Here is an 18,067-nt window from a genome sequence, read left to right as displayed (position 1 = left end):
CCCCTCCCGATGCCCGACCCCTGCTGGGTCCGGGCGCGGCACCCGCAGCCACCACCCGGTCCGGCTGCGGGTGCCGCTTGTGGACAACGCCGTACGGCGTCCGGCGCGGGCGGCTAGGGTGGGTTTCCCGCGCTCACGAGGAAGGCCGACCATGAGTGAATCAAGGCTTGTTGCCGGTGTGGACTGCTCCACCCAGGCGACCAAGGTCGTCGTGTGCGATGCCGAGACCGGAGCGGTCCTGCGGGAAGGCCGCGCACCGCATCCGGACGCGACCCAGGTGGATCCGGCCGAGTGGTGGCGGGCCTGGGAGATCGCGTCGGACGGGTTGCTCGACGGGGTCGAGGCGATCTCGATCGGCGGTCAGCAGCACGGCATGGTCCTGCTGGACGAGGCCGGTGCGGTCGTCCACCCCGCAGTGCTGTGGAACGACACCTCCTCGGCTGACGCGACCGCCGAGTTGGTCTCCGAGCTCGGTGGGCCCGGTGCGTGGGCCGACGCGGTTGGTTCGGTGCCGGTGCCGAGTTTCACGGTGACCAAGCTGCGGTGGGTGCGCGGGGCTGCCCCGGAGGCGGCCGGCCGGGCGGCTGCCGTCGTACTGCCGCATGACTGGATGACGCACCGGCTCGCGGCCGACCGCCAGGGGATCGGGGGCATCACCACGGACCGGGGCGACGCCTCAGGGACGGGCTGGTGGTCACCGGCCACCAACAGCTACCGCGCCGACCTGGTCGAGCTCGCCTTCGGGCGCTCCCTGGAGTTGCCGCGGGTCGCCGGACCGGCCGAGATCGTTGGCCACACCGCGTCCGGCGCCGCGCTCGCGGCGGGCACGGGCGACAACATGGCGGCGGCGCTCGGCCTCGGGCTGGAGCCTGGTGACGTCGCCGTCTCGTTGGGGACGAGCGGTACGGCGTTCGCGCGGTCCGCCAACCCGACCGCCGACCCGTCCGGACTGGTCGCCGGCTTCGCTGGTGCCACCGGCGACTACCTGCCGCTGGTCTGCACGCTGAACGCCGCCCGCGTGCTTTCGGCCACCGCCGAGTTGCTCGGCATGGATCTCGAGACGTTCAACGATGCCGCCCTCAACTCCTCGGGCAGTGACGGTCTGGTCCTGCTGCCGTACCTGGACGGCGAGCGTACGCCGGACCTCCCGCACTCGACCGGTCTGATTTACGGCCTCACGCGCGCCACCGCCAAGCCGGCCACGATGGCACGCGCCGCGGTCGAAGGCCTGCTGTGCGGGCTGGCCGACGCGGTCGACGCCCTCCGCGCGCAGGGCCTCCCGGTCCGCCGCATCCTCCTGCTCGGCGGCGCCGCCCGCTCTCGTGCCGTCCAGGCCCTCGCCCCGGCCCTGCTCGGCGCCGAGGTCGTCCTCCCCGAACCAGCCGAGTACGTCGCCCTCGGGGCCGCCCGCCAAGCCGCCTGGGCCCTAGCCGGCGCCGACACCCCACCCACCTGGCCCGTCCCCACCGGCAAACCCGAGCCCTCCATCCTCACCGACGCCGAAGCCACCAAGATCCGCAGCCTCTACGCCCACGTCCTCACCAACACCGAGCCCGTCCTCTCCAAGCCGTACAACCGCTAGGAGCGGACGGACCCACGCGCACGTCGTACCGGGCGTGACAAAAGCAGGCGGCGCGGCCCGGCGGGCCCGACCCCGCGATCGCAGGCCAAGGACGCCACGGCGCTGGCGCTTCGAGCTCGAAGGTGTCATGTGCCTGGTCGCGGCCGTGGCGGTCGCAGGTTTCGGCTACGGCGAACTGGAGGACCTGTACTGGCTGCAGCATCGCGGTGAGGTCGTCCAGGCGACTGTTCTCGACGAGTACGGTTTCCGGACCGCACGCATCGAGGTGCGGTTCGTGACGCGCGCGGGCGAGACCGTCACCGGCGAGACCGCCAACTACGTGGACGCCGAGGTGGGGCGGACGATCGACGTCGTCTACGACCGCGAGGACCCCAGCCGCATGCAGGCCGCCGACTGGGGCTTCGACTACTGGATCCCAGCCGCCATCTTTGGCGCCGGAACCGTCCTCTTCCTCGGCTACGGACTCAACCGGCTGTGGCGCCGATGATCGCGGGCAGGCGGTGGCGGGTTGCGCCCGAGGGAGTGATGTTCGTCTTCGTGGCTGTGATGTTGGCCGGAGTCGGCTACTCCGAGGTCGCGGACAACCTTGCGCTGGAGCGGCGGGGGGTGGTTGTCGTGGCGACCGTGTTGCACAAGGAGACGGCGCCGCGGTCCGGCGAGCCGATCGACATCCGGTTCGTGACGAGGGACGGCCAGACCGTCGAGACCACGACCGAGAACTACTCGGAAGCTGAAGTCGGGCAGCGGATCCAGGTGGTCTACGACCCGATGAAGCCCACCCGGGTGCAGTCCGCCGACCTGGAGTACGACTACCGAGAGCCAGCCATCGCGTTCGGCGGCGGGGCTGTCGCAGTCCTCGTCGTCAGCCTCTTCAGATTCTGGAGCCGGCCAGCGGAGGCCGACAGATCAACGGGCACACCAGGGTGAGCTGAGCGCGTGCTGGGACAACCCTTCCGCCACGTCGCCATGCGGAAATCCGCCAGTCGGTGTGCGCGCCATGGCGAGGCCTGGCGTCAGCAACGGGCACGGATCAGAACGGCGGGGGATCGCTCGCCGCTGTTCGGCCGTCGGCGGCCGACTGGCGTCGAAGCTCATGGGGGGACAGTTCGACCGTGGGACCGGGACCGGGTCTGCGCAGGCATTGTCCGAGGCTGGGACCCGTGTCGGGTGGTCGCGTGATGGGACCGCGGGCGAGTGGGACGGTTGTGTAGCGGTGACCGGTGGGGGTGGTCAGGGTGATGGAACCGTCGGGATGGCTGGTGCTGGTCCAGCCCCATGCGGGGGTGTCTTTGATGACGTGGTGATATTCGCAGTACGGCGCGAGCCCGGCGAGGCTGGTCGTGCCGGTTTGGGCGAATGAGGTGGTGTGGTCGCGGTCGCAGTCGCGGGACGCGCGGTTGCAGCCGGGCCACGCGCAGACGGGGTGGCGGGCGAGGAGGGTCTCGGTCACCAGCGTGCCGGGGTCGTGGCGGGTGGTCGAGGCTTCGAGGACAGCGCCGTTGACGGGATCGGTGAGGAGTCGTCGCCAGGTGCCATCGGTGGCGATGCGACGAGCCAGCCCGGCCGGGATGGGTCCGTAGCCAATCAACTCAGCGGGGTCGTCGTCCAGGCCGAGCAGGGTCGAGGCAGGGACTACGACCTCGATGTGTGGGCGGCGGCGGTGCTGGTCGGGGAGTTTGCGGCCGAGCCAGTCCAGGCCGTTGCGGAGGATGTGCTCGAACAGGTCGGCGGCCACGTCGGCGCGGCGCTGTTCAGCGGTGCGGGCGTCCTTCACGCAATCGGATGTGGCGTCCGCCGTCGCGGTTGTGCCGGCGGGGTGTGGTTCGGTGGTCGGGGCGTGGCTGGTCGCACCCCCACCGGTGGCGATGGTGGTGGTGTGGTCGGGGTCGCCTTGACCCGGTGGGGCAGGCGGGGGTGCTGTGGGTGGTTCGGCATCAGCGGTTGCGAGTCCGGGTCTGGCGTCGGTCGCTGTCGGATCTCCGCTAGTGGGGGTGTGGCGTTTGGCGAGGGTGGCCATGGCGTGGATGGTGACCCAGATCTGCTGGATCTTGTCTGCGGTGTGCACGATCCACAGCCCGGCCATGCCGTTGGCGAGGGGGACGATCTTGCAGGTGCGCTCGGCGACAGCGGCGTGGTGCTCATCGGCTTCCTCCGCCGCGCGGTGCTTCGCGACCTGGCGGCGCAGCGACTCCAACAAGTTCTTGTGGGTCTGCGCCGCGGCCCGCTTCAGCACATGCGCCTCGACGGCTCGTGCGGCCTGATCCGGCAGGTCGGCTGTGGCCTCGGAAATGGCCAGGGCCTTACCCCAGGTGAGGGCACCGCACTTCAACGCCGTACGTGTGGACTGCAATGGGCCGGTGAGGCGCAATGCGGTGGCGACGCGGCGGGCGACGGTGTCTTTGGACAGGCCCAGAGCCAAGGCGATCTCGGCGTGCCACGAGCGTTCGGGGTCGATCGGGCGGCCGCTGGCGTCGACCTGGGACGGGCGCGGCGAGGCCGCATGTTCGGCCTGGCGTTGCCGGTAGAACGAGGCCATGGCGGTGATCTTGATCGCCTCGACCCACCCCGACAGCCGGGATGCGGCTTTCACGAGTTCGATCAGTACGATCGGTGACATCGCCTGCGGCCGCGTGCTTTCCAGGGCAGTTGCCAGGTCGCCGCCGGGTGGCAGGGACACCCAGGCCGGCGCGTCGCGGCGTAGCATCTCTCGCTCGGCGTCGTCTTGGTCGATGCCGTGCCATTCCTCCCACTCCAGGTCGTCGACGCGGGAGAGACGGTTGCGCCCCAGCAGTTCGTCGAGCTCGGCGTCCACGTGGTCCTGCGCGGTAATCACCGGCGGACCACCCGGGAGGTCGGGGTCCGTGGGGTAGTAGAGGTCCTCCGGCGGGAAGTCGTCGTCCGGAGGGATCCAGTCCCAGGACGAGCAGTGCACGCACGCGCCGACGCGCTCAGCGATGGAGAGCGTCGCCGTGCAGCGGTCGGAATGGTCCAGATCGGCAACGTTGCCGCGCCCGGCGGTCAAGGCCCTGTGGTCGACTGTGCTAGGCCCGTCGTGGGCCTGTGGAAGATTGGCGGCCGCGGCGGCGGCGCAAAGGCCCGTTTCGTCGGGGACCGGGTTGGTACCGACGGTCTGGGTGGCTGCCAGCTCGCTCATTCCAGAATATTAGAACAAGCATTCGATCACCCGCAAGCCGGCGCTTCCTGTGGAGTGGGTCGTGGATTCGTTGCAGGTCTCGGGATTCGACGGCATTAGTTGCTATTGACAACTGAAACCGGATCGGAATTCGGCCGCTGCTCACTCAGAGGCGGGGGCCGAGGGGGTCCTCGTCGGGTGGGATCGGGGTTCGGCGGGTGGTGTTGGTGAGGGAGCGTTCGGGGAGCCAGAGGATGAAGGTGCTGCCCACGCCTACCTCGGAGTGCAGCGCTACCGTGCCGCCGTGGGACTCGGCGATCTGGCGGACGATGGCCAGACCGAGGCCGGTACGGCGTTGACCGGTCGACGGGACCGTGGCCGGGGGCTGGCGCTGACCGGAGCGGAAGAACCGGTCGAAGACGCGGTCGGCGTCCTCGGCCGCGATCCCCGGCCCCTCGTCGCGTACGGCGATCCACGCCCACCCGCTGCGGCTACCGACAGCCAGCACCAGCTCACTCCCACCGCGAGCCAGCCGGACCGCGTTGGAGAGCAGGTTGTCGACCGCCCGCCGGAGCGCGGACGCGTCCCCGGCCGCGATCGGTCCGGGCGACAGCCGCCGTACGACGTGAAGTTCGCGGTCGGCCGCGAGCAGCTCGTACTCCTCGGCCGCCTCGCCCGCGATCGCGGCCAGATCCACGTCCGCGTCGACGAAGGCCGGTGACGAACGCCGGGCCGACGCGAGCAGATCCTCGACCAGCCGGGTCATCCGCTGGATCGCCCGGCTGACGATCGCGGTGGCCTGGGCCCGGTCCTCGGGTGGGGTGTCGTCGTGCGCGAGTACGGCGTCCACGTTCGCCTGGATCACGGCCAGCGGATTCCGCAGCTCGTGCGACGCGTCGTCGACCAGTTGCCGCTGCGACATGAACGCCGACTCGAGCCGGCCGAGCATGTCGTCGACTGTGTCGGCCAGGTTGCGCAGCTCGTCTCGCGGACCGTCCAAGGCGATCCGGCGGGACAGGTCGGTGGCCGAGATCTCCTGCGCTGTCGTGGTGATCCGCCGTACCGGGCGCAATGCGCGACCCGACAGCCACCAACCGGTGCCGAGACTGACCAGGAGCAGCGCGCCCATGCCCGCGGCCGAATAGTTCCGGAGCGTCTGCAGCGTCTGGTAGTTGACCGCGGACTCGATCGACGAGATCTCCGCGGCCTCGATCACGTGGCCGGGCTTCACCTTCAGGTTGCCGTTGGCATCCTTGTAGACCTTGTTCACCGTGATCGGGCTCAGCGGCTTCGGATCCAGGAACGCCGACAAGGCGACGTACACGCCACCGAGCAGCAACGCCGACAACGCGATCAGCACGGCCGAGTAGGTCACCGTGAGCCGGAACCGGATCGTCTGGGTCCACGGCGGGCGCTTGAGTTTCATGAGTCACCTCGGAGGCGGTATCCGCGGCCGATCACGGTCTCCAGGACGGGCTCCTCGCCCTCCTGGGTGAGTTTGCGGCGGAGGGTGCCGACGGTGACGCGGACGCTCTGGGTGAAGGGGTCCGCGTTCTCGTCCCAGACGTGTTCGAGCAGTTCCTCGGCGGAGACGACGTGACCGGGTCGCGACATGAGGTAGCGCAGTACGCCGAACTCCTTCAACGTCAGCGGGAGCTCGCGGCCGGACCGGGTGGCGAGGTGGCGGGAGGAGTCGAGCACCAGGTCGCCGACGTGCAGCTGAGTCGTCCCATTGGTGACGTCGCGGCGCAGCAGGGCGCGGATCCGGGCGAGCAGCTCGACCAGCGCGAACGGCTTGGTCAGGTAGTCGTCGGCACCCTCGTCGAGCCCGCGGACGCGGTCGGCCAGCGAGGCGCGCGCGGTCAGCATCAGCACCCGCAGCTCGCGGCCGGAGGCGACCTCGATCTCACCCCGGCGTACGGCGCGGCACAGGTCGAGGCCGCTGGTGTCCGGCAGGGTGATGTCCAGGATCGCCAGGTCGTACGCCGTGGTCGCGAGCTTCTCCATCGCCTCGGCGCCGGTCGTGGCCGTGTCCACGGCGTAGCCGGCCCGGCCGAGTCCGGAGCGCAGCGCGCTGACCAGGCCTTCCTCGTCCTCCACCACCAGTAGTCGCACGAGACCAAGGTAGCTCCCGGCGCCGGGTCGGCAGGCCTGCGCTTTCGGTGGACTTTCGCTCCGCTTTCCGGTCGTTTTCGGGCTCCTTTGATGTGGTGGGGGCCAATCGACCGAAGGAGTTTCTTGATGAACGTCCCAGGTAAGCGGCTCATCCTCGGTACGGCGGTCGCCGCGGCAGCTCTCGGCGTCGGCGGGATCGCCTACGCGACCACCGGCGACCCGGCGCCCGAGCAGGGCTACGTGACCATCGAGGACGGCGCGACGACGCCGTCGCCGGGCACCGGCGCCGAAGGTACGCCGGGAAGCGGCAGCGCCGGACGTGATGGCCAGGACTGCCCGGAGAAGAACGGCGGTCAGGGCCAGAACGAGGGCCAGAACCAGGGTCAGGGCCAGCAGGGTGAGCAGCCGTCGCAGCCCGAGCAGACCCAGCCGGACGCGGCCGAGAACGCATGACAACCCCGAATCCGACCGAGCCGGGTGTCGCAAGGCACCCGGATCGGGGGGTGGTAAGGCCCGCCCAGGTGCGGCGGACAGGTGACTTGGAGGTAGGTGTGGAAAGACGTACTGAGGGTGGGGTTCCGGCGGCTTTGCTGGAGCATGCGTTGTTCGAGGTGAAGCGGGTCGTGGTGGGCCAGGACCACCTGGTGGAGCGGATGCTGGTCGGGCTGCTGGCCCGTGGGCACTGCCTGCTGGAGGGCGTGCCGGGCGTCGCGAAGACGCTCGCGGTGCGGACGCTGGCCGAGGTGATCGGTGGGCAGTTCTCCCGGCTGCAGTTCACCCCGGACCTGGTGCCGGGCGACATCATGGGCACCCGGATCTGGCGGCCGTCGGCGGAGGGGTTCGACACCGAGCTCGGCCCGGTGTTCGCCAACCTGGTGCTGGCCGACGAGATCAACCGCGCGCCGGCCAAGGTGCAGTCGGCGTTGCTCGAGGCGATGGCCGAGCACCAGGTCAGCATCGGCGGCCGCAGCTACAAGCTGCCGGAACCGTTCCTGGTGCTGGCGACCCAGAACCCGATCGAGTCCGACGGCGTGTACGCACTGCCCGAGGCCCAGCGGGACCGGTTCCTGCTGAAGATCACAGTGGACTACCCGAGCCCGCTCGAGGAGCTCACCATCCTGCAGCGGATGAGCGCGCACCGGCCGCACGCGAACGCCGTGCTGACGCCGGAGCAGGTCGCTCAGTTGCAGGAGGCAACGGACGACGTCTTCGTCCACAACGCGGTGGCGGAGTACGTCGTACGCCTCGTGCATGCGACCCGGGTGCCACAGCAGTACGGCGTCAACGACCTGCAAGGCGTGCTGGAGTTCGGGGTGAGCCCGCGGGCCACGCTGGGCCTGGTCGCCGCCGGGCGGGCGCTGGCGTTGCTGCGCGGTCGGGACTACGTCCTGCCTGCCGACGTGTACGACGTCGCGCTCGACGTGATGTCGCATCGCCTGGTCCTCACCTTCGACGCACTCGCCGACGGAGTCGACCCGCGGGCCGTGATCTCGCGCATCCTGCACGCCGTCGAGCAACCGCACGTCGTTCCCTCGGACGGCGTCCAGGGGTCGGCAGCATGAACGAGCAGAGCGAGTTCATCATCAAGCACTGTATGACTCGTGCCTCATCCGCGCCCGGAGCGAAGCGAGGACGTGGATGAGTCTCCAGGGCCCGGACCTGCTCAAGGGGCGGGAGCGGGCGTTGCGGACGCTGGAGCTCTCCGTCAAACGGAAGCTGGAAGGGTTCCTGCACGGCGAGATCACCGGGTTGCGAAGCGGACCGGGCAGCGAGCCGAACGAGGCACGGCCGTACCAAGCCGGCCAGGACGACGTCCGCCGGATGGACTGGAACGTCACGGCGCGCTCGCTCGAACCGCATGTCCGGTCGCCGTTGGCCGAGCGGGAGCTGGAGACCTGGGCGTTGCTCGACGCATCGGCCAGCATGGACTTCGGTACCGCGCTGAGTGAGAAGCGCGATCTGGCCATCGCCGTGGTCGGGGCGGTGGGCCTGCTCGCCGACCGGCCCGGCAACCGGCTCGGTGTCCGCGTCGCCGTCGGTGACCACCTGTCCCGGATCCCCGACGTCGGTGGCGCGGCAGCACTTCGCCGTACCCTGCGCACGCTGTTGTCGTTGCCGAGGGCAACACCGGGTGAGCATCCCGCGGTCGCGCTGGGGACGGCGATCACCCGGTTCAACCGCGAGCATCCCCGCCCCGGATTGCGAGTGGTCGTCTCGGACTTCCACGACGACACCTGGGCGGACCCGCTCCGCCGGCTGGCGGCGCGGCACGAGGTGATCGCCGTCGAGGTGCTCGACCCGCGCGAGCTCGAGCTCCCCGAGGTCGGCCTGCTCACGCTGGTCGACCCGGAGACCGGCCGCCGGCGCGAGGTGCAGACGGCCAGCAAGAAACTGCGGCGCAAGTACGCGGACGTGATGACAGCCAAACGTGAACAGACCGCTCGCGACCTCCGGGCCGCCGGCGCGGCGCACCTCGTGCTGCGGACCGACACCGACTGGGTCCGCGACGTGGCTGCGTTCGCCACGGCCCGCCGCCGCGCGAGCGTCCGCCGGAACCCGATGGGAAGGACCGGTATCCGATGAGATTCGAGCAACCGCTGTGGTTGCTGCTGCTCGGCCTGGTGGTGGCGCTGGTCGCCGCCTACCTGGTGGCCCAGCGACGCCGCAGCAAGTACGCCGTCCGGTTCGCGACCCTCCCCATGCTGGAGAAGGTCGCCCCGACGCGGCCCGGCTGGCGGCGGCACGCGCCGGCCGTGGCGTTCCTGGCCGCGCTGACCGTGCTGACGATCGCGATCGCCCGGCCGGTCGCCGATATCCGGGTGCCGCGGGAACGCGCCACCGTGCTGGTCGCGATGGACGTCTCCAACTCGATGGCCGCGACCGACGTCGCGCCGAACCGGTTCGAGGTGGCCAAGCAGGCCGCGGTTCAGTTCGTCGAGGAACTGCCGGAGAAGTTCAACGTCGGCCTGGTCTCGTTCGCCCGGTCCGCGACCGTGGTCGCGCCGCCGAGCACGAACCACCAGGCCACCGTGGACGCGATCAACAGCCTGACGCTGACCGACAGCACCGCGATCGGTGAGGCCGTGCTGACCAGCCTGCAGGCGGTACGCACGATCGACCCGGACGACCCGCCGCCCAGCCGGATCGTGCTGCTGTCCGACGGCGGCAACACCTCCGGCCGCCCGATCGACGAGGCCGCCGAGGCGGCGGTCCAGGCCGGCGTGCCGGTGTCGACGATCGCGTACGGGACTCCCGAAGGCACCGTGAACCTCGAAGGCCGGAACATCCCGGTCCCCGCCGACACCGAGGCGTTGCAGAGCCTCGCCGAGGCGACCAACGGCGACTTCTACGAGGCCGAGAGCGACGAGCAGCTACGCGACGTCTACTCCGACCTGCAGTCGTCGATCGGCTGGACCACCGAACCACGCGAGATCACCAACCTGGTGGCGGGAATCGCCCTGGTCACGGCGCTGCTTGCCGCACTGGCCTCGCTGCTCTGGTTCTCCCGTCTGCCCTGAGCAGTGAAGGAGCCCTCGATGAGCCCTCATCTCGGTCAACCGTTCCGCGGCCCGCACTACGCGCCCGGTCCACCCCCTGCGGCGCCGCTGCCTGCACCGGAGCCGCAGTACCCCTTCTCCGTCACCCCGGCTTCCGCTGGGTCGGCTCCCCCCTCTCCGGCCGCGGCACCTCAGGCCGGGGTGACGGTCCAACCACCTGCGAAGACGTCCGGTACGGCGGCCCGCCGTGGACGGGTCGTGGTCGCCAGCCTCGCGCTGTCGATCGTGGCCGGCGGGCTGGCCGGCGCAGTGACGGGATCGCGCGATCCCGAGTCCGCGGCGGTCGAACTGCCCCAGGCGGCCGCGCCACCCGCGGCCGAGCAGGGCTCGATCACGGCGGCGGCCGCGAGTGTGCTGCCCGGTGTGGTGTCGGTGCGGGCCGGCCGGGCGACCGGGTCCGGGTTTGCGATCGATCAGCAGGGTCACGTGGTGACCAACGCACACGTGGTGGAAGGAGCGAGCGATGTCTCGCTGGTGCTGTCGAACGGCCGCCGGGTCGACGCCGAGATCATCGGATCCGACGAGGACAACGACCTCGCCGTCCTCCAGGTCTCGACCGCCGACGCCGAGGGACTGCGTGCGCTCACGCTCGGCCGGTCCGCACAGCTGCGGGTCGGCGACCCGGTGCTGGCCGTCGGCTCACCGCTCGGCCTGGAAGGGACGGTGACCGCGGGGATCGTCAGCGCGGTCGACCGGCAGGCGCGGTTCGGCGACAACAACACCCGCCAGTCGGCGATCCAGACCGACGCCGCGATCAACCCGGGCAACTCCGGCGGCCCGCTGGTCAACTCCGCCGGTCAGGTCGTCGGCGTCAACACGGCGATCGCCACCCTCGGCACCTCGTCCCGCTCCGGCAACATCGGCATCGGCTTCGCCATCCCGGTGGACCGGATGAAGACCATCGTCGAAGGCCTGATCAACTGACCTGAAGAAGTGCCTCGGCAAGAGAAGTTCGGGCGTAAAGGACGAGGCGGCCCGAGCGGTGGGAAGTGACGAGCCCGGCGGCGCGGAGCGCACTCAAGTGCTGTGAAACGCCGCCGGGTGTCAGGCCGGTTCGCCCGGCCAACTCTGTCGTCGATCTCGGGCTGCCGAGCTGGTTCAGCAGCTCGGCCCGGGATCGGCCCAGTACGCCGGCCACCCCAGCCGGCGTCGGTCGCGTGGAGTCGTCCCAGAGCGTGGCGACTCCACGAGCCGGGTAGGTGAGTGTCGGCTGCCACGGCGGGATCGTGCTCGAGTACACGTTCGGCCAGACAAAGGCCGACGGCGTCAACAACAGTCCTTCACCGGCAAGCCGCCGTACACCTTGGAAGCGCCGGTGCCTGATGTGCAGCGAGTCGCCCCGCCACCGCACCGACTCGGCGAGATCGTCGAACAGCCCGGCCGGCCCGGCCAGTCCGAGTTGCCGGCCGCGATAACGCAGATCGTCTTCCAGCAAAGCGCGGATCCGCCCCCAGTGCGGTGCGATCGCCAGCTCCCAGTACGTGCGCACCTGCGCGGCAAGCAAGGCGATCCCGGCCGCTGGATCGGTGTACAGCTCGGCAACAGCCGCCGAAGGAAAATCGTTGGCCTTCGGCAACTGACGGGGAAGTTGCGCTTCTGCCAGCGAGCCGAGTGGATGGCTGCGCGCATACGCGAGTACGTCGAGATCGGCACGGACCTGCTCGGCCGGGACACGCTTCAGGGCGCCGAGATCCGCGTCGAGGTCGGAGAACGGGCTGTGCGGCGCCGGGGTGAGGAAGTCCGGGATGTACCAGACGGCCGGATCGACCAGATCGAACAGCAGGCCGAGGTCGGCGCCCGCGATCCGCTCCCGCGCCGTACGCGCCCAGCGGTCGTGGAAACGGTCCGGCCGCCGGGTCTTGAGCAGCCGGATGCTCGCGGCCACCTCCCACAGCGGCGAGACCGCGATCCGGGTCCGGGCCAGGTCGGCCACGGTGAAGGTGATCGTCAGCATTCAGCTCAGCCTAAATCAATTCAGTCGGCGCCCGAGCGGTCCGAGGGTTGAGCCCATGACGATGCGACTCAAGATCGGCGACCTGGACGTTCATCGACTCGGCTTCGGCGCGATGCGGCTGACCGGCTACCGGCCGGTGGCCGACCGGGCGGACGCGATCCGCGTGGCCCGGCGGGCGGTCGAGCTGGGCGTCGACTTCATCGACACCGCCGACGCGTACGGTATCGGGGCCAACGAGGAACTGCTCGCCGAAGCCCTGCACCCGTACGGCGACGTGGTGATCGCGACCAAGATCGGCCACACCCGCCCATCACCGCGCGAATGGATCCCGCTGGGGCGACCGGAGTACCTCAGGCAAGCGGCCGAGCTCAGCCTCCGTCGCCTGCGGGTCGAGCGGATCGACCTGCTGCAACTGCATCGCGTGGACCCGGCAGTCCCATTCACTGACCAACTCGGCGCGCTGGCGCAGCTCGTCGACGAGGGCAAGGTGCGGTACGTCGGCCTGTCCGAGGTGACCGTGGACCAGTTGCGGGAGGCGCGCCGGCACGTCGAGGTCGTCAGCGTGCAGAACCGCTACAACCTGACCGATCGCGGGCACGAACCGGTGCTGGACTACTGCACCACCGAAGGAATCGCCTTCATCCCGTGGGTCCCGATCGCGCTCGGCGAGCACGCCGGCTCGCGTGCGATGGCCGAGATCGCTGCCGAGACCGGAGCCACCGCCGCACAACTGTCGCTGGCGTGGTTGCTGCACAGGTCGCCCGTGGTCGTGCCCATCCCGGGCACGAGCTCCGCAGCCCACCTGGCCGAGAACGTCGCTGCAGCCGACGTACGCCTGACCACGGGCCAGCTGACGCGGCTCGAGGCCTATAACGGCTGACGCCTCTACAGTTGGTGGATGGTGTTCTTCGGTGGACTGCTCGGCCTGATCGGGCTGGCGACCCTGGTGTTTCGCGACGGCGAGATCGCCGGGTTGCCGGCGGTCGGGGTGGGTGTGGGCCTGCTCGTCGTCGGGGCGGTGGTGGCCGGGCTGGGCGTCGTACGGCGTCGGCGGCTGAAGCGCCGGCGGGCCGAGCGAGGCGAGCCGGAGCCGATCGGGGACGTGTTCGAGCGGGCTCGGGCGCTGCCGCGGCTGCTGCGTGCCGCGCGGCGCGGAGACTACCCCGGGTTGCCCACGAGCCGGATGGCGCTGTGGGGGCTGGCTGTGGTGTACCTGATCTCGCCGATCGACATCCTGCCGGAGTTGCTGCCGCTGCTCGGGATCGCCGACGACGCTGGCGTCGCGGTGTGGCTGCTCACGAGTGTGTCGACCGCGACGGGCCTCTACCTTCGTCACGAACGCGATCAGCAGCGAGCCAATCCGTGATGTCGGCCGCGGCCTCCTCGGGATACTCGTAGGCGAACAGTTGCAACGGATCGGTGGGTGGCGCTGACTCGTTGAGTCGCGTAGCCGCGGCGAGGAGTTGGCGGGCGGACGCCAGTACGAGCTCGGCTTGGGCGACCGCCTCCGCAGGGTCGTCCAACGTCACCGCCGACCGGGCGAGATCGGCGACTTCGCAGGCCTGGTAGGCCATTGCGAGCTGGGCGCGGTTCATCGGAACGCTCGCACGAAGAAGAGCACGGTCATCGCCACCGCAGTCGTGAGGACCAGCGTGCGCAGGAGTTTCGCGGGTATCCGGCGGACCAGGTGGGCGCCGGCGTAACCACCGACGACGGCGCCGGCCAGGAGCGCTGTCAGCTCCAGCGGCTGCTGCAGAACATCGGCAGCGAAGAGGAAGATGACGGCGGCGGTCAGATAGACGGCGGCGACCTGGATGACCCGCAGCGGGTTACCCCGGGCCGGGTCGAGCGACGTGGTCGCGGTCCAGAAGGCCAGCATCATCAATCCGACCGCACCACCGAAGTACCCGCCGTAGATCGACAGCAGGAACTGCCCGGCCAGGATCGCCACCGGCCCGGGCCGTCCGAGCCGCAGTGCTGCTGTCAGCCGCTTGCCGAACGCGAGGACGACGGTCGCGAACGCCAGCAACCACGGCATGGCCGCCTCGAACGATGCCGATGGCAACAACAGGAGCAACCCGGCGCCGATCGCCCCACCCAGCACGCTGGCCGTCGTCACGGCGGTCGTCGAGGGCTGCGCCAGCCCCTCGACCTCCCGCCGGTAGACCCAGGCGCTGGTCGCGTTCCCGGGCAAAAGGGCGACGGTCGTGGTCGCGTTCGCGGTTACCGGGGCCATGCCGCCGGCGACCAGCGCGGACAGTGCCACGAAGCTCCCGCCACCGCCGACGGCGTTGAGCGCGCCGGCGGCGACACCGGCCAGGAGGATCATCAGCACCCTTCGAGGATCACGGCTCGGCCGACGCTCCACAATGCGCGATCCCCGTAGTCAGCCTAAGGCTGAGACGTAGGCTGGAGACATGCGGTACGACCTGGACGACCTGCGGCTGTTCACCCTTGTCGCGGCAGAAGGCTCGATCACCAGTGGCGCGCGGGTGATGCACTTGAGTCTGCCTTCGGCGAGCGCGCGGGTCAGGGCGCTCGAGGTACAGGCCGGCGTACCGCTGCTCATCCGCGAGCGCCGCGGGGTCCGGCTCACTCCGGCGGGTGCCACGCTGGCCCGGCACGCCCGCGAGGTCCTGGCCGAGACGACCCGCCTCGACAGCGCGGTCGCGTCGTACGCCGTCTCCCGAACCGCCCCGATCCGCCTGGTCGCCGGTGGATCCGCGATGCACCAACTCGTGCCCGCCGCCCTCGCCACCTTCCTGCGCGACCATCCCGAGTACGACGTGAACGTGAGCGAACGCCGGACGATCCGCAGCGTCCGCCTGCTCGCCTCCGGAGAGGCCGACCTCGGCGTCATCCTGGACGACGAACCCACCAACCTCCGCACCGAACCGCTCGCCGACGACTCCCTGGTCGTGATCGGCCAAGCCGGCGGCGTCCTGTCCGGCCGCACCTCGATCGCGTACGCCGAGGTCGCCGAACATCCCCTGGTCGGCCTCGACCGCGGCTCCCCGCTCACCCAGTGGATGGACGACCGCCTCGGCCCACACGCACCGGCCCCGCGCTACCGGACCCTCGTCCCCACTCTGCACACCCTGATCACCCTCGCCACCGCCGGCGCCGGCCTGGCGATCGTCCCGCGCCGAGCCGTCGACGCCAGCACCGCCGTGGAGATCTGCCCGCTGCAGGACTCCTGGTCCACCCGCGCTCACCTGCTCTGCTACGCCGCGAACGCCCCCGAGCCCGCCCACCTGTTGGCATCCCACTTGCACTCCGCGGCGACGCGCTAGCGCTGCAGGCGGTGCGACATGCCGTCCAGCAGGTAGCTCAGACCCAGCTCGAACACCTCGTCGGCGGACCGGTGGTGGGCGTCGTGGATGGTCTTCTCGAGGGTGGGGTAGTGGCCGGCGGCGAACATCCGAGACAGATACGGGAAGGTCTTCGCCTGCCATTCCCGCTCGTTCTGCCCGGAGGCGCGTTCGGCGCGGCGCTCGGTGACCACCTTGCGCACGGCGCCGATCAGGTAGAGGTCGAGCGCCTCGATCACGCCCATCATCGTGTCGACGTCGTCGATCCCGGCAGCCCGGAGCGCGGACAGCGACGCCTCGGTGTGCGCGAGGGTCGCCGGGCCGAAGTGCGGGCGGCCGCCGAGCAGATCGGCGAACCACTCGTGCCGCAGGGCAGCGTCCCGGATCCCGTTCGCGATGGACCGCAGTACGTCGGCCCAGGTCGACCCGGTCGGCGCCGGGATCTCGCCGTACACGGCGTCGACCATGAGCTCGAGCAGTTCTTCCTTGGTGTCGACGTACCGGTAGAGCCGCATCGGGCCGGCGTCGAGCGCGCCGGCGACCTTGCGCAGGGACACGGCCTCCAGGCCTTCGGCGTCGGCCAGAGTGACCGCTGCCTGCACGATCCGCTCCCGGCTCAACGGGCTCGGGACCCGCCGCTCCGGCGGCTCGGGCCGCTCCCAGACGAGGGGATTGTCTGCCACGTCGGGAACGATACACTGGCTCTGGCGATACAGTGTATCGGAAAATACGGCGTATCGAGGAGAGCTCATCGTGATCGCGATCATCGGAGGCGGGCCCGGCGGCCTCACCCTCGCGCGAGTCCTGCACGTCCATGGCATCGACGCCGCCGTGTTCGAGCGCGACGCCGGACCGGAAGCCCGTCCCCAGGGCGGCATGCTCGACCTGCACACCGACACCGGCCAGGCTGCCCTGCGCACCGCCGGGCTCGAGCGGCAGTTCCTCGCGGTCGCGCGCCGCGAAGGGCAGGACATGCGGCTGCTGGATCACACCGGCACGCTGCTGCTCCAGGAGGACACCCCGGACGATGCGCCGTTGGCTCGCCCGGAGATCGACCGGGCGGATCTGCGGGATCTATTGCTCGCCTCGCTTCCGGTCGGCACAGTCCGTTGGGGCAGCGTCTTCAGTCATGCCGCGCCGCGAGCCGGTGGGTACGTCGTGCACTTCGCCGACGGCAGCGTGGTCGAGTGCGACCTGCTCGTCGGTGCGGACGGCGCCAACTCCCAAGTCCGCTCGCTGGTCACGGACGCCAAGCCCGTGTACGGCGGGAGCACCACACTCGACAGCGCCATCCACGATGCCGACCGCACCCAGCCCGAACTGGCCGCGATGGTTGGTCGCGGCAACTACTGGGTGTTCGGCCCGGACCGGCACCTGGCTGCCCAGCGCAACGGCGACGGCACCATCCGGCTCGGCATCTCGCTCCAGGGCGCCCCTGACCTCGACAGTGACCTGCTCGACGGCTGGCATCCGCAGATCCGTCGGCTGTGGGCCGCGCGGGACGAACCGATCGTGGTCCGCCCGGTGTACGTGCTGCCGGTCGGCCTGACCTGGCCGCGCCGGCCCGGTGTCACCCTGCTCGGTGACGCCGCCCATCTGATGCCACCGGTCGGAGAGGGGGCCAACCTGGCCATGCTGGATGCTGCCGATCTCGGTCGTGCCATCGCGGCACACCCGGGCGATCTGGATGCCGCGGTGGCGGACTATGAGCCGGCGATGCTGTCTCGTGCCGCCGAGACCGCGAAGAGATCCGCGGCGGTCGCGGAGCTGCTGACCGGACCGGACGCCGCGCACAAGGTACTGCGGTTCTTCCAGCCACAGGTCGTCGACTAGCGTGCGGGGGTATGAACGAACGCAGTGAGTTCATCATCAAGCACAGCCGCTTTGTGCCTCATCCGCGCCCGGAGCGAAGCGAGGACGTGGATGAGTTCGGATGAGGCGATTCCCCTGCAGGCGTTCAGTGCGTTGCTCCACAGCGAGAACGTCGCGACGGTCTGCAGAGCATTGAACATGTACCAGGTGGCCGCGTCGTACACGCGGTTGTCGGGAGGGAATCCGCTGGAGCCGCTCGGCGGTGAGGTGCGACAGGTTGCTCGGCAGGTGTTGTCGCGGCCCCCGATCGAGGGGGACGCGGAAGTGCGAGCGGCGTTCGATCACTTGAGCGCGCTGAACGTGCTCACGAGTCTCGCTGAGTCCGAGGATGGGGAGCTGATCGCGGACGTGCTGGAAGGCACGACGGATACGGACGTGCGGGCAACGGCTCTGCTTGCGGCAGCCGCCGTACCTGCTGATCCTGGTGCGCGGCTGCTCGGCGTGCTCGACGCGATGACGCAGGACGAGGCGCTCGACGAGCGGGACCGGGCGCGAGCGCATGCTGTGCGCGAAAAGCTGACGAGTCCTTAGGGTCGCTCGGAT

The 18,067-nt window shown here is 70.3% G+C and carries 19 protein-coding genes; 13 read left to right on the top strand and 6 right to left on the bottom strand.

All coding sequences use genetic code 11. From position 1 onward, the window contains the following. The first annotated feature begins 151 nt into the window (after positions 1–151). The 3 genes from xylB (at position 152) to ACIBL3_RS26810 (ending at position 2,509) form a co-directional block, all read left to right on the top strand. A complete protein-coding gene (gene xylB / locus ACIBL3_RS26820; protein ID WP_396356334.1) occupies positions 152–1,582 on the top strand; it encodes a xylulokinase in 1,431 nt (476 codons plus the stop codon). Between the two features lie 127 nt (positions 1,583–1,709). After that, the gene (locus ACIBL3_RS26815) at positions 1,710–2,069 is read left to right on the top strand and encodes a DUF3592 domain-containing protein (protein ID WP_396356333.1); all 360 of its coding nucleotides are present in this window, start codon (positions 1,710–1,712) and stop codon (positions 2,067–2,069) included. Between the two features lie 38 nt (positions 2,070–2,107). Beyond that, positions 2,108–2,509 carry a DUF3592 domain-containing protein gene (locus tag ACIBL3_RS26810; RefSeq protein ID WP_396356332.1) on the top strand — a complete coding sequence of 134 codons (402 nt, stop codon included), beginning with the start codon at positions 2,108–2,110 and terminating at the stop codon, positions 2,507–2,509. A gap of 103 nt (positions 2,510–2,612) precedes the next feature. Here the strand turns inward: ACIBL3_RS26810 and ACIBL3_RS26805 are convergent, their stop codons facing one another. From ACIBL3_RS26805 to ACIBL3_RS26795, 3 genes are all read right to left on the bottom strand, one after another. Next, the gene (locus ACIBL3_RS26805; protein ID WP_396356331.1) at positions 2,613–4,736 is read right to left on the bottom strand and encodes a hypothetical protein; all 2,124 of its coding nucleotides are present in this window, start codon (positions 4,734–4,736) and stop codon (positions 2,613–2,615) included. 145 nt (positions 4,737–4,881) lie between these two features. Then, entirely contained in the window at positions 4,882–6,141 is a 1,260-nt protein-coding gene (locus tag ACIBL3_RS26800) for a sensor histidine kinase (RefSeq protein ID WP_396356330.1), read from the bottom strand. Continuing rightward, positions 6,138–6,830 carry a response regulator transcription factor gene (locus ACIBL3_RS26795; RefSeq protein ID WP_396356328.1) on the bottom strand — a complete coding sequence of 231 codons (693 nt, stop codon included), beginning with the start codon at positions 6,828–6,830 and terminating at the stop codon, positions 6,138–6,140. Before ACIBL3_RS26795 ends, ACIBL3_RS26800 begins: the two co-directional genes overlap by 4 nt. Before the next feature lie 126 nt (positions 6,831–6,956). Here ACIBL3_RS26795 and ACIBL3_RS26790 point away from each other — a divergent pair, with 126 nt between their 5' ends. The 5 genes from ACIBL3_RS26790 (at position 6,957) to ACIBL3_RS26770 (ending at position 11,311) form a co-directional block, all read left to right on the top strand. Then, positions 6,957–7,283, top strand: a complete 327-nt coding sequence (locus ACIBL3_RS26790) for a hypothetical protein (protein ID WP_396356327.1) — start codon at positions 6,957–6,959, stop codon at positions 7,281–7,283. Positions 7,284–7,381: 98 nt separating this feature from the next. Beyond that, positions 7,382–8,392: an AAA family ATPase gene (locus ACIBL3_RS26785; protein ID WP_396356326.1), complete on the top strand. Its 1,011-nt coding sequence runs from the start codon at positions 7,382–7,384 to the stop codon at positions 8,390–8,392. Between the two features lie 76 nt (positions 8,393–8,468). Beyond that, positions 8,469–9,413: a DUF58 domain-containing protein gene (locus tag ACIBL3_RS26780; protein ID WP_396356324.1), complete on the top strand. Its 945-nt coding sequence runs from the start codon at positions 8,469–8,471 to the stop codon at positions 9,411–9,413. Beyond that, positions 9,410–10,348, top strand: a complete 939-nt coding sequence (locus tag ACIBL3_RS26775; RefSeq protein ID WP_396356323.1) for a VWA domain-containing protein — start codon at positions 9,410–9,412, stop codon at positions 10,346–10,348. The genes ACIBL3_RS26780 and ACIBL3_RS26775 overlap by 4 nt, the downstream gene beginning before the upstream one ends. 18 nt (positions 10,349–10,366) lie before the next feature. Continuing rightward, entirely contained in the window at positions 10,367–11,311 is a 945-nt protein-coding gene (locus ACIBL3_RS26770; RefSeq protein ID WP_396356322.1) for a S1C family serine protease, read from the top strand. On the opposite strand, the gene ACIBL3_RS26765 is transcribed toward ACIBL3_RS26770, so the two are convergent. Then, positions 11,304–12,341, bottom strand: a complete 1,038-nt coding sequence (locus ACIBL3_RS26765; protein WP_396356321.1) for a DUF5937 family protein — start codon at positions 12,339–12,341, stop codon at positions 11,304–11,306. The genes ACIBL3_RS26770 and ACIBL3_RS26765 overlap by 8 nt on opposite strands. A gap of 55 nt (positions 12,342–12,396) precedes the next feature. On the opposite strand from ACIBL3_RS26765, the gene ACIBL3_RS26760 reads away from it, so the two are divergent. Both ACIBL3_RS26760 and ACIBL3_RS26755 read left to right on the top strand, forming a co-directional pair. Beyond that, positions 12,397–13,221, top strand: coding sequence for an aldo/keto reductase (locus tag ACIBL3_RS26760; protein ID WP_396356320.1), 825 nt, complete (start codon positions 12,397–12,399; stop codon positions 13,219–13,221). Positions 13,222–13,239: 18 nt separating this feature from the next. Then, on the top strand, positions 13,240–13,707 hold the full coding sequence (locus tag ACIBL3_RS26755) for a YkvA family protein (protein WP_396356319.1): 468 nt from the start codon (positions 13,240–13,242) through the stop codon (positions 13,705–13,707). Positions 13,708–13,932: 225 nt separating this feature from the next. Here ACIBL3_RS26755 and ACIBL3_RS26750 read toward each other — a convergent pair whose 3' ends face one another. Next, positions 13,933–14,670: a sulfite exporter TauE/SafE family protein gene (locus tag ACIBL3_RS26750; protein ID WP_396356372.1), complete on the bottom strand. Its 738-nt coding sequence runs from the start codon at positions 14,668–14,670 to the stop codon at positions 13,933–13,935. Positions 14,671–14,758: 88 nt separating this feature from the next. Here ACIBL3_RS26750 and ACIBL3_RS26745 point away from each other — a divergent pair, with 88 nt between their 5' ends. Then, entirely contained in the window at positions 14,759–15,634 is an 876-nt protein-coding gene (locus ACIBL3_RS26745) for a LysR family transcriptional regulator (RefSeq protein ID WP_396356318.1), read from the top strand. Here ACIBL3_RS26745 and ACIBL3_RS26740 read toward each other — a convergent pair. After that, on the bottom strand, positions 15,631–16,335 hold the full coding sequence (locus ACIBL3_RS26740) for a TetR/AcrR family transcriptional regulator (protein WP_396356317.1): 705 nt from the start codon (positions 16,333–16,335) through the stop codon (positions 15,631–15,633). The two genes, ACIBL3_RS26745 and ACIBL3_RS26740, sit on opposite strands and share 4 nt — an antisense overlap. A gap of 70 nt (positions 16,336–16,405) precedes the next feature. On the opposite strand from ACIBL3_RS26740, the gene ACIBL3_RS26735 reads away from it, so the two are divergent. Together ACIBL3_RS26735 and ACIBL3_RS26730 are read left to right on the top strand one after the other, a co-directional pair. Continuing rightward, complete coding sequence (locus ACIBL3_RS26735) at positions 16,406–17,485, top strand: FAD-dependent oxidoreductase (RefSeq protein ID WP_396356316.1); 1,080 nt, start codon at positions 16,406–16,408, stop codon at positions 17,483–17,485. Between the two features lie 90 nt (positions 17,486–17,575). Beyond that, positions 17,576–18,055, top strand: a complete 480-nt coding sequence (locus ACIBL3_RS26730) for a hypothetical protein (RefSeq protein WP_396356315.1) — start codon at positions 17,576–17,578, stop codon at positions 18,053–18,055. The last annotated feature ends 12 nt before the right edge of the window (positions 18,056–18,067 follow it).

This window comes from Kribbella sp. NPDC050124 (assembly GCF_044460355.1).
In the GTDB taxonomy this organism is placed as follows: domain Bacteria; phylum Actinomycetota; class Actinomycetes; order Propionibacteriales; family Kribbellaceae; genus Kribbella.
Note: the sequence above shows the minus strand (reverse complement) of the source record. Positions and strands in the feature narration are given on the sequence as shown.

Excerpts from the sequence above, each read along its gene's own strand:
- ACIBL3_RS26745 (WP_396356318.1), top strand. The coding sequence starts at position 14,759 with ATGCGGTACGACCTGGACGACCTGCGGCTGTTCACCCTTGTCGCGGCA.
- ACIBL3_RS26770 (WP_396356322.1), top strand. The coding sequence starts at position 10,367 with ATGAGCCCTCATCTCGGTCAACCGTTCCGCGGCCCGCACTACGCGCCC.
- ACIBL3_RS26780 (WP_396356324.1), top strand. The coding sequence starts at position 8,469 with ATGAGTCTCCAGGGCCCGGACCTGCTCAAGGGGCGGGAGCGGGCGTTG.
- xylB (WP_396356334.1), top strand. The coding sequence starts at position 152 with ATGAGTGAATCAAGGCTTGTTGCCGGTGTGGACTGCTCCACCCAGGCG.
- ACIBL3_RS26815 (WP_396356333.1), top strand. The coding sequence starts at position 1,710 with ATGTGCCTGGTCGCGGCCGTGGCGGTCGCAGGTTTCGGCTACGGCGAA.
- ACIBL3_RS26805 (WP_396356331.1), bottom strand. The coding sequence starts at position 4,736 with ATGAGCGAGCTGGCAGCCACCCAGACCGTCGGTACCAACCCGGTCCCC.
- ACIBL3_RS26750 (WP_396356372.1), bottom strand. The coding sequence starts at position 14,670 with ATGATCCTCCTGGCCGGTGTCGCCGCCGGCGCGCTCAACGCCGTCGGC.
- ACIBL3_RS26800 (WP_396356330.1), bottom strand. The coding sequence starts at position 6,141 with ATGAAACTCAAGCGCCCGCCGTGGACCCAGACGATCCGGTTCCGGCTC.
- ACIBL3_RS26775 (WP_396356323.1), top strand. The coding sequence starts at position 9,410 with ATGAGATTCGAGCAACCGCTGTGGTTGCTGCTGCTCGGCCTGGTGGTG.
- ACIBL3_RS26765 (WP_396356321.1), bottom strand. The coding sequence starts at position 12,341 with ATGCTGACGATCACCTTCACCGTGGCCGACCTGGCCCGGACCCGGATC.
- ACIBL3_RS26810 (WP_396356332.1), top strand. The coding sequence starts at position 2,108 with ATGTTCGTCTTCGTGGCTGTGATGTTGGCCGGAGTCGGCTACTCCGAG.
- ACIBL3_RS26755 (WP_396356319.1), top strand. The coding sequence starts at position 13,240 with ATGGTGTTCTTCGGTGGACTGCTCGGCCTGATCGGGCTGGCGACCCTG.
- ACIBL3_RS26760 (WP_396356320.1), top strand. The coding sequence starts at position 12,397 with ATGACGATGCGACTCAAGATCGGCGACCTGGACGTTCATCGACTCGGC.
- ACIBL3_RS26730 (WP_396356315.1), top strand. The coding sequence starts at position 17,576 with ATGAGTTCGGATGAGGCGATTCCCCTGCAGGCGTTCAGTGCGTTGCTC.
- ACIBL3_RS26790 (WP_396356327.1), top strand. The coding sequence starts at position 6,957 with ATGAACGTCCCAGGTAAGCGGCTCATCCTCGGTACGGCGGTCGCCGCG.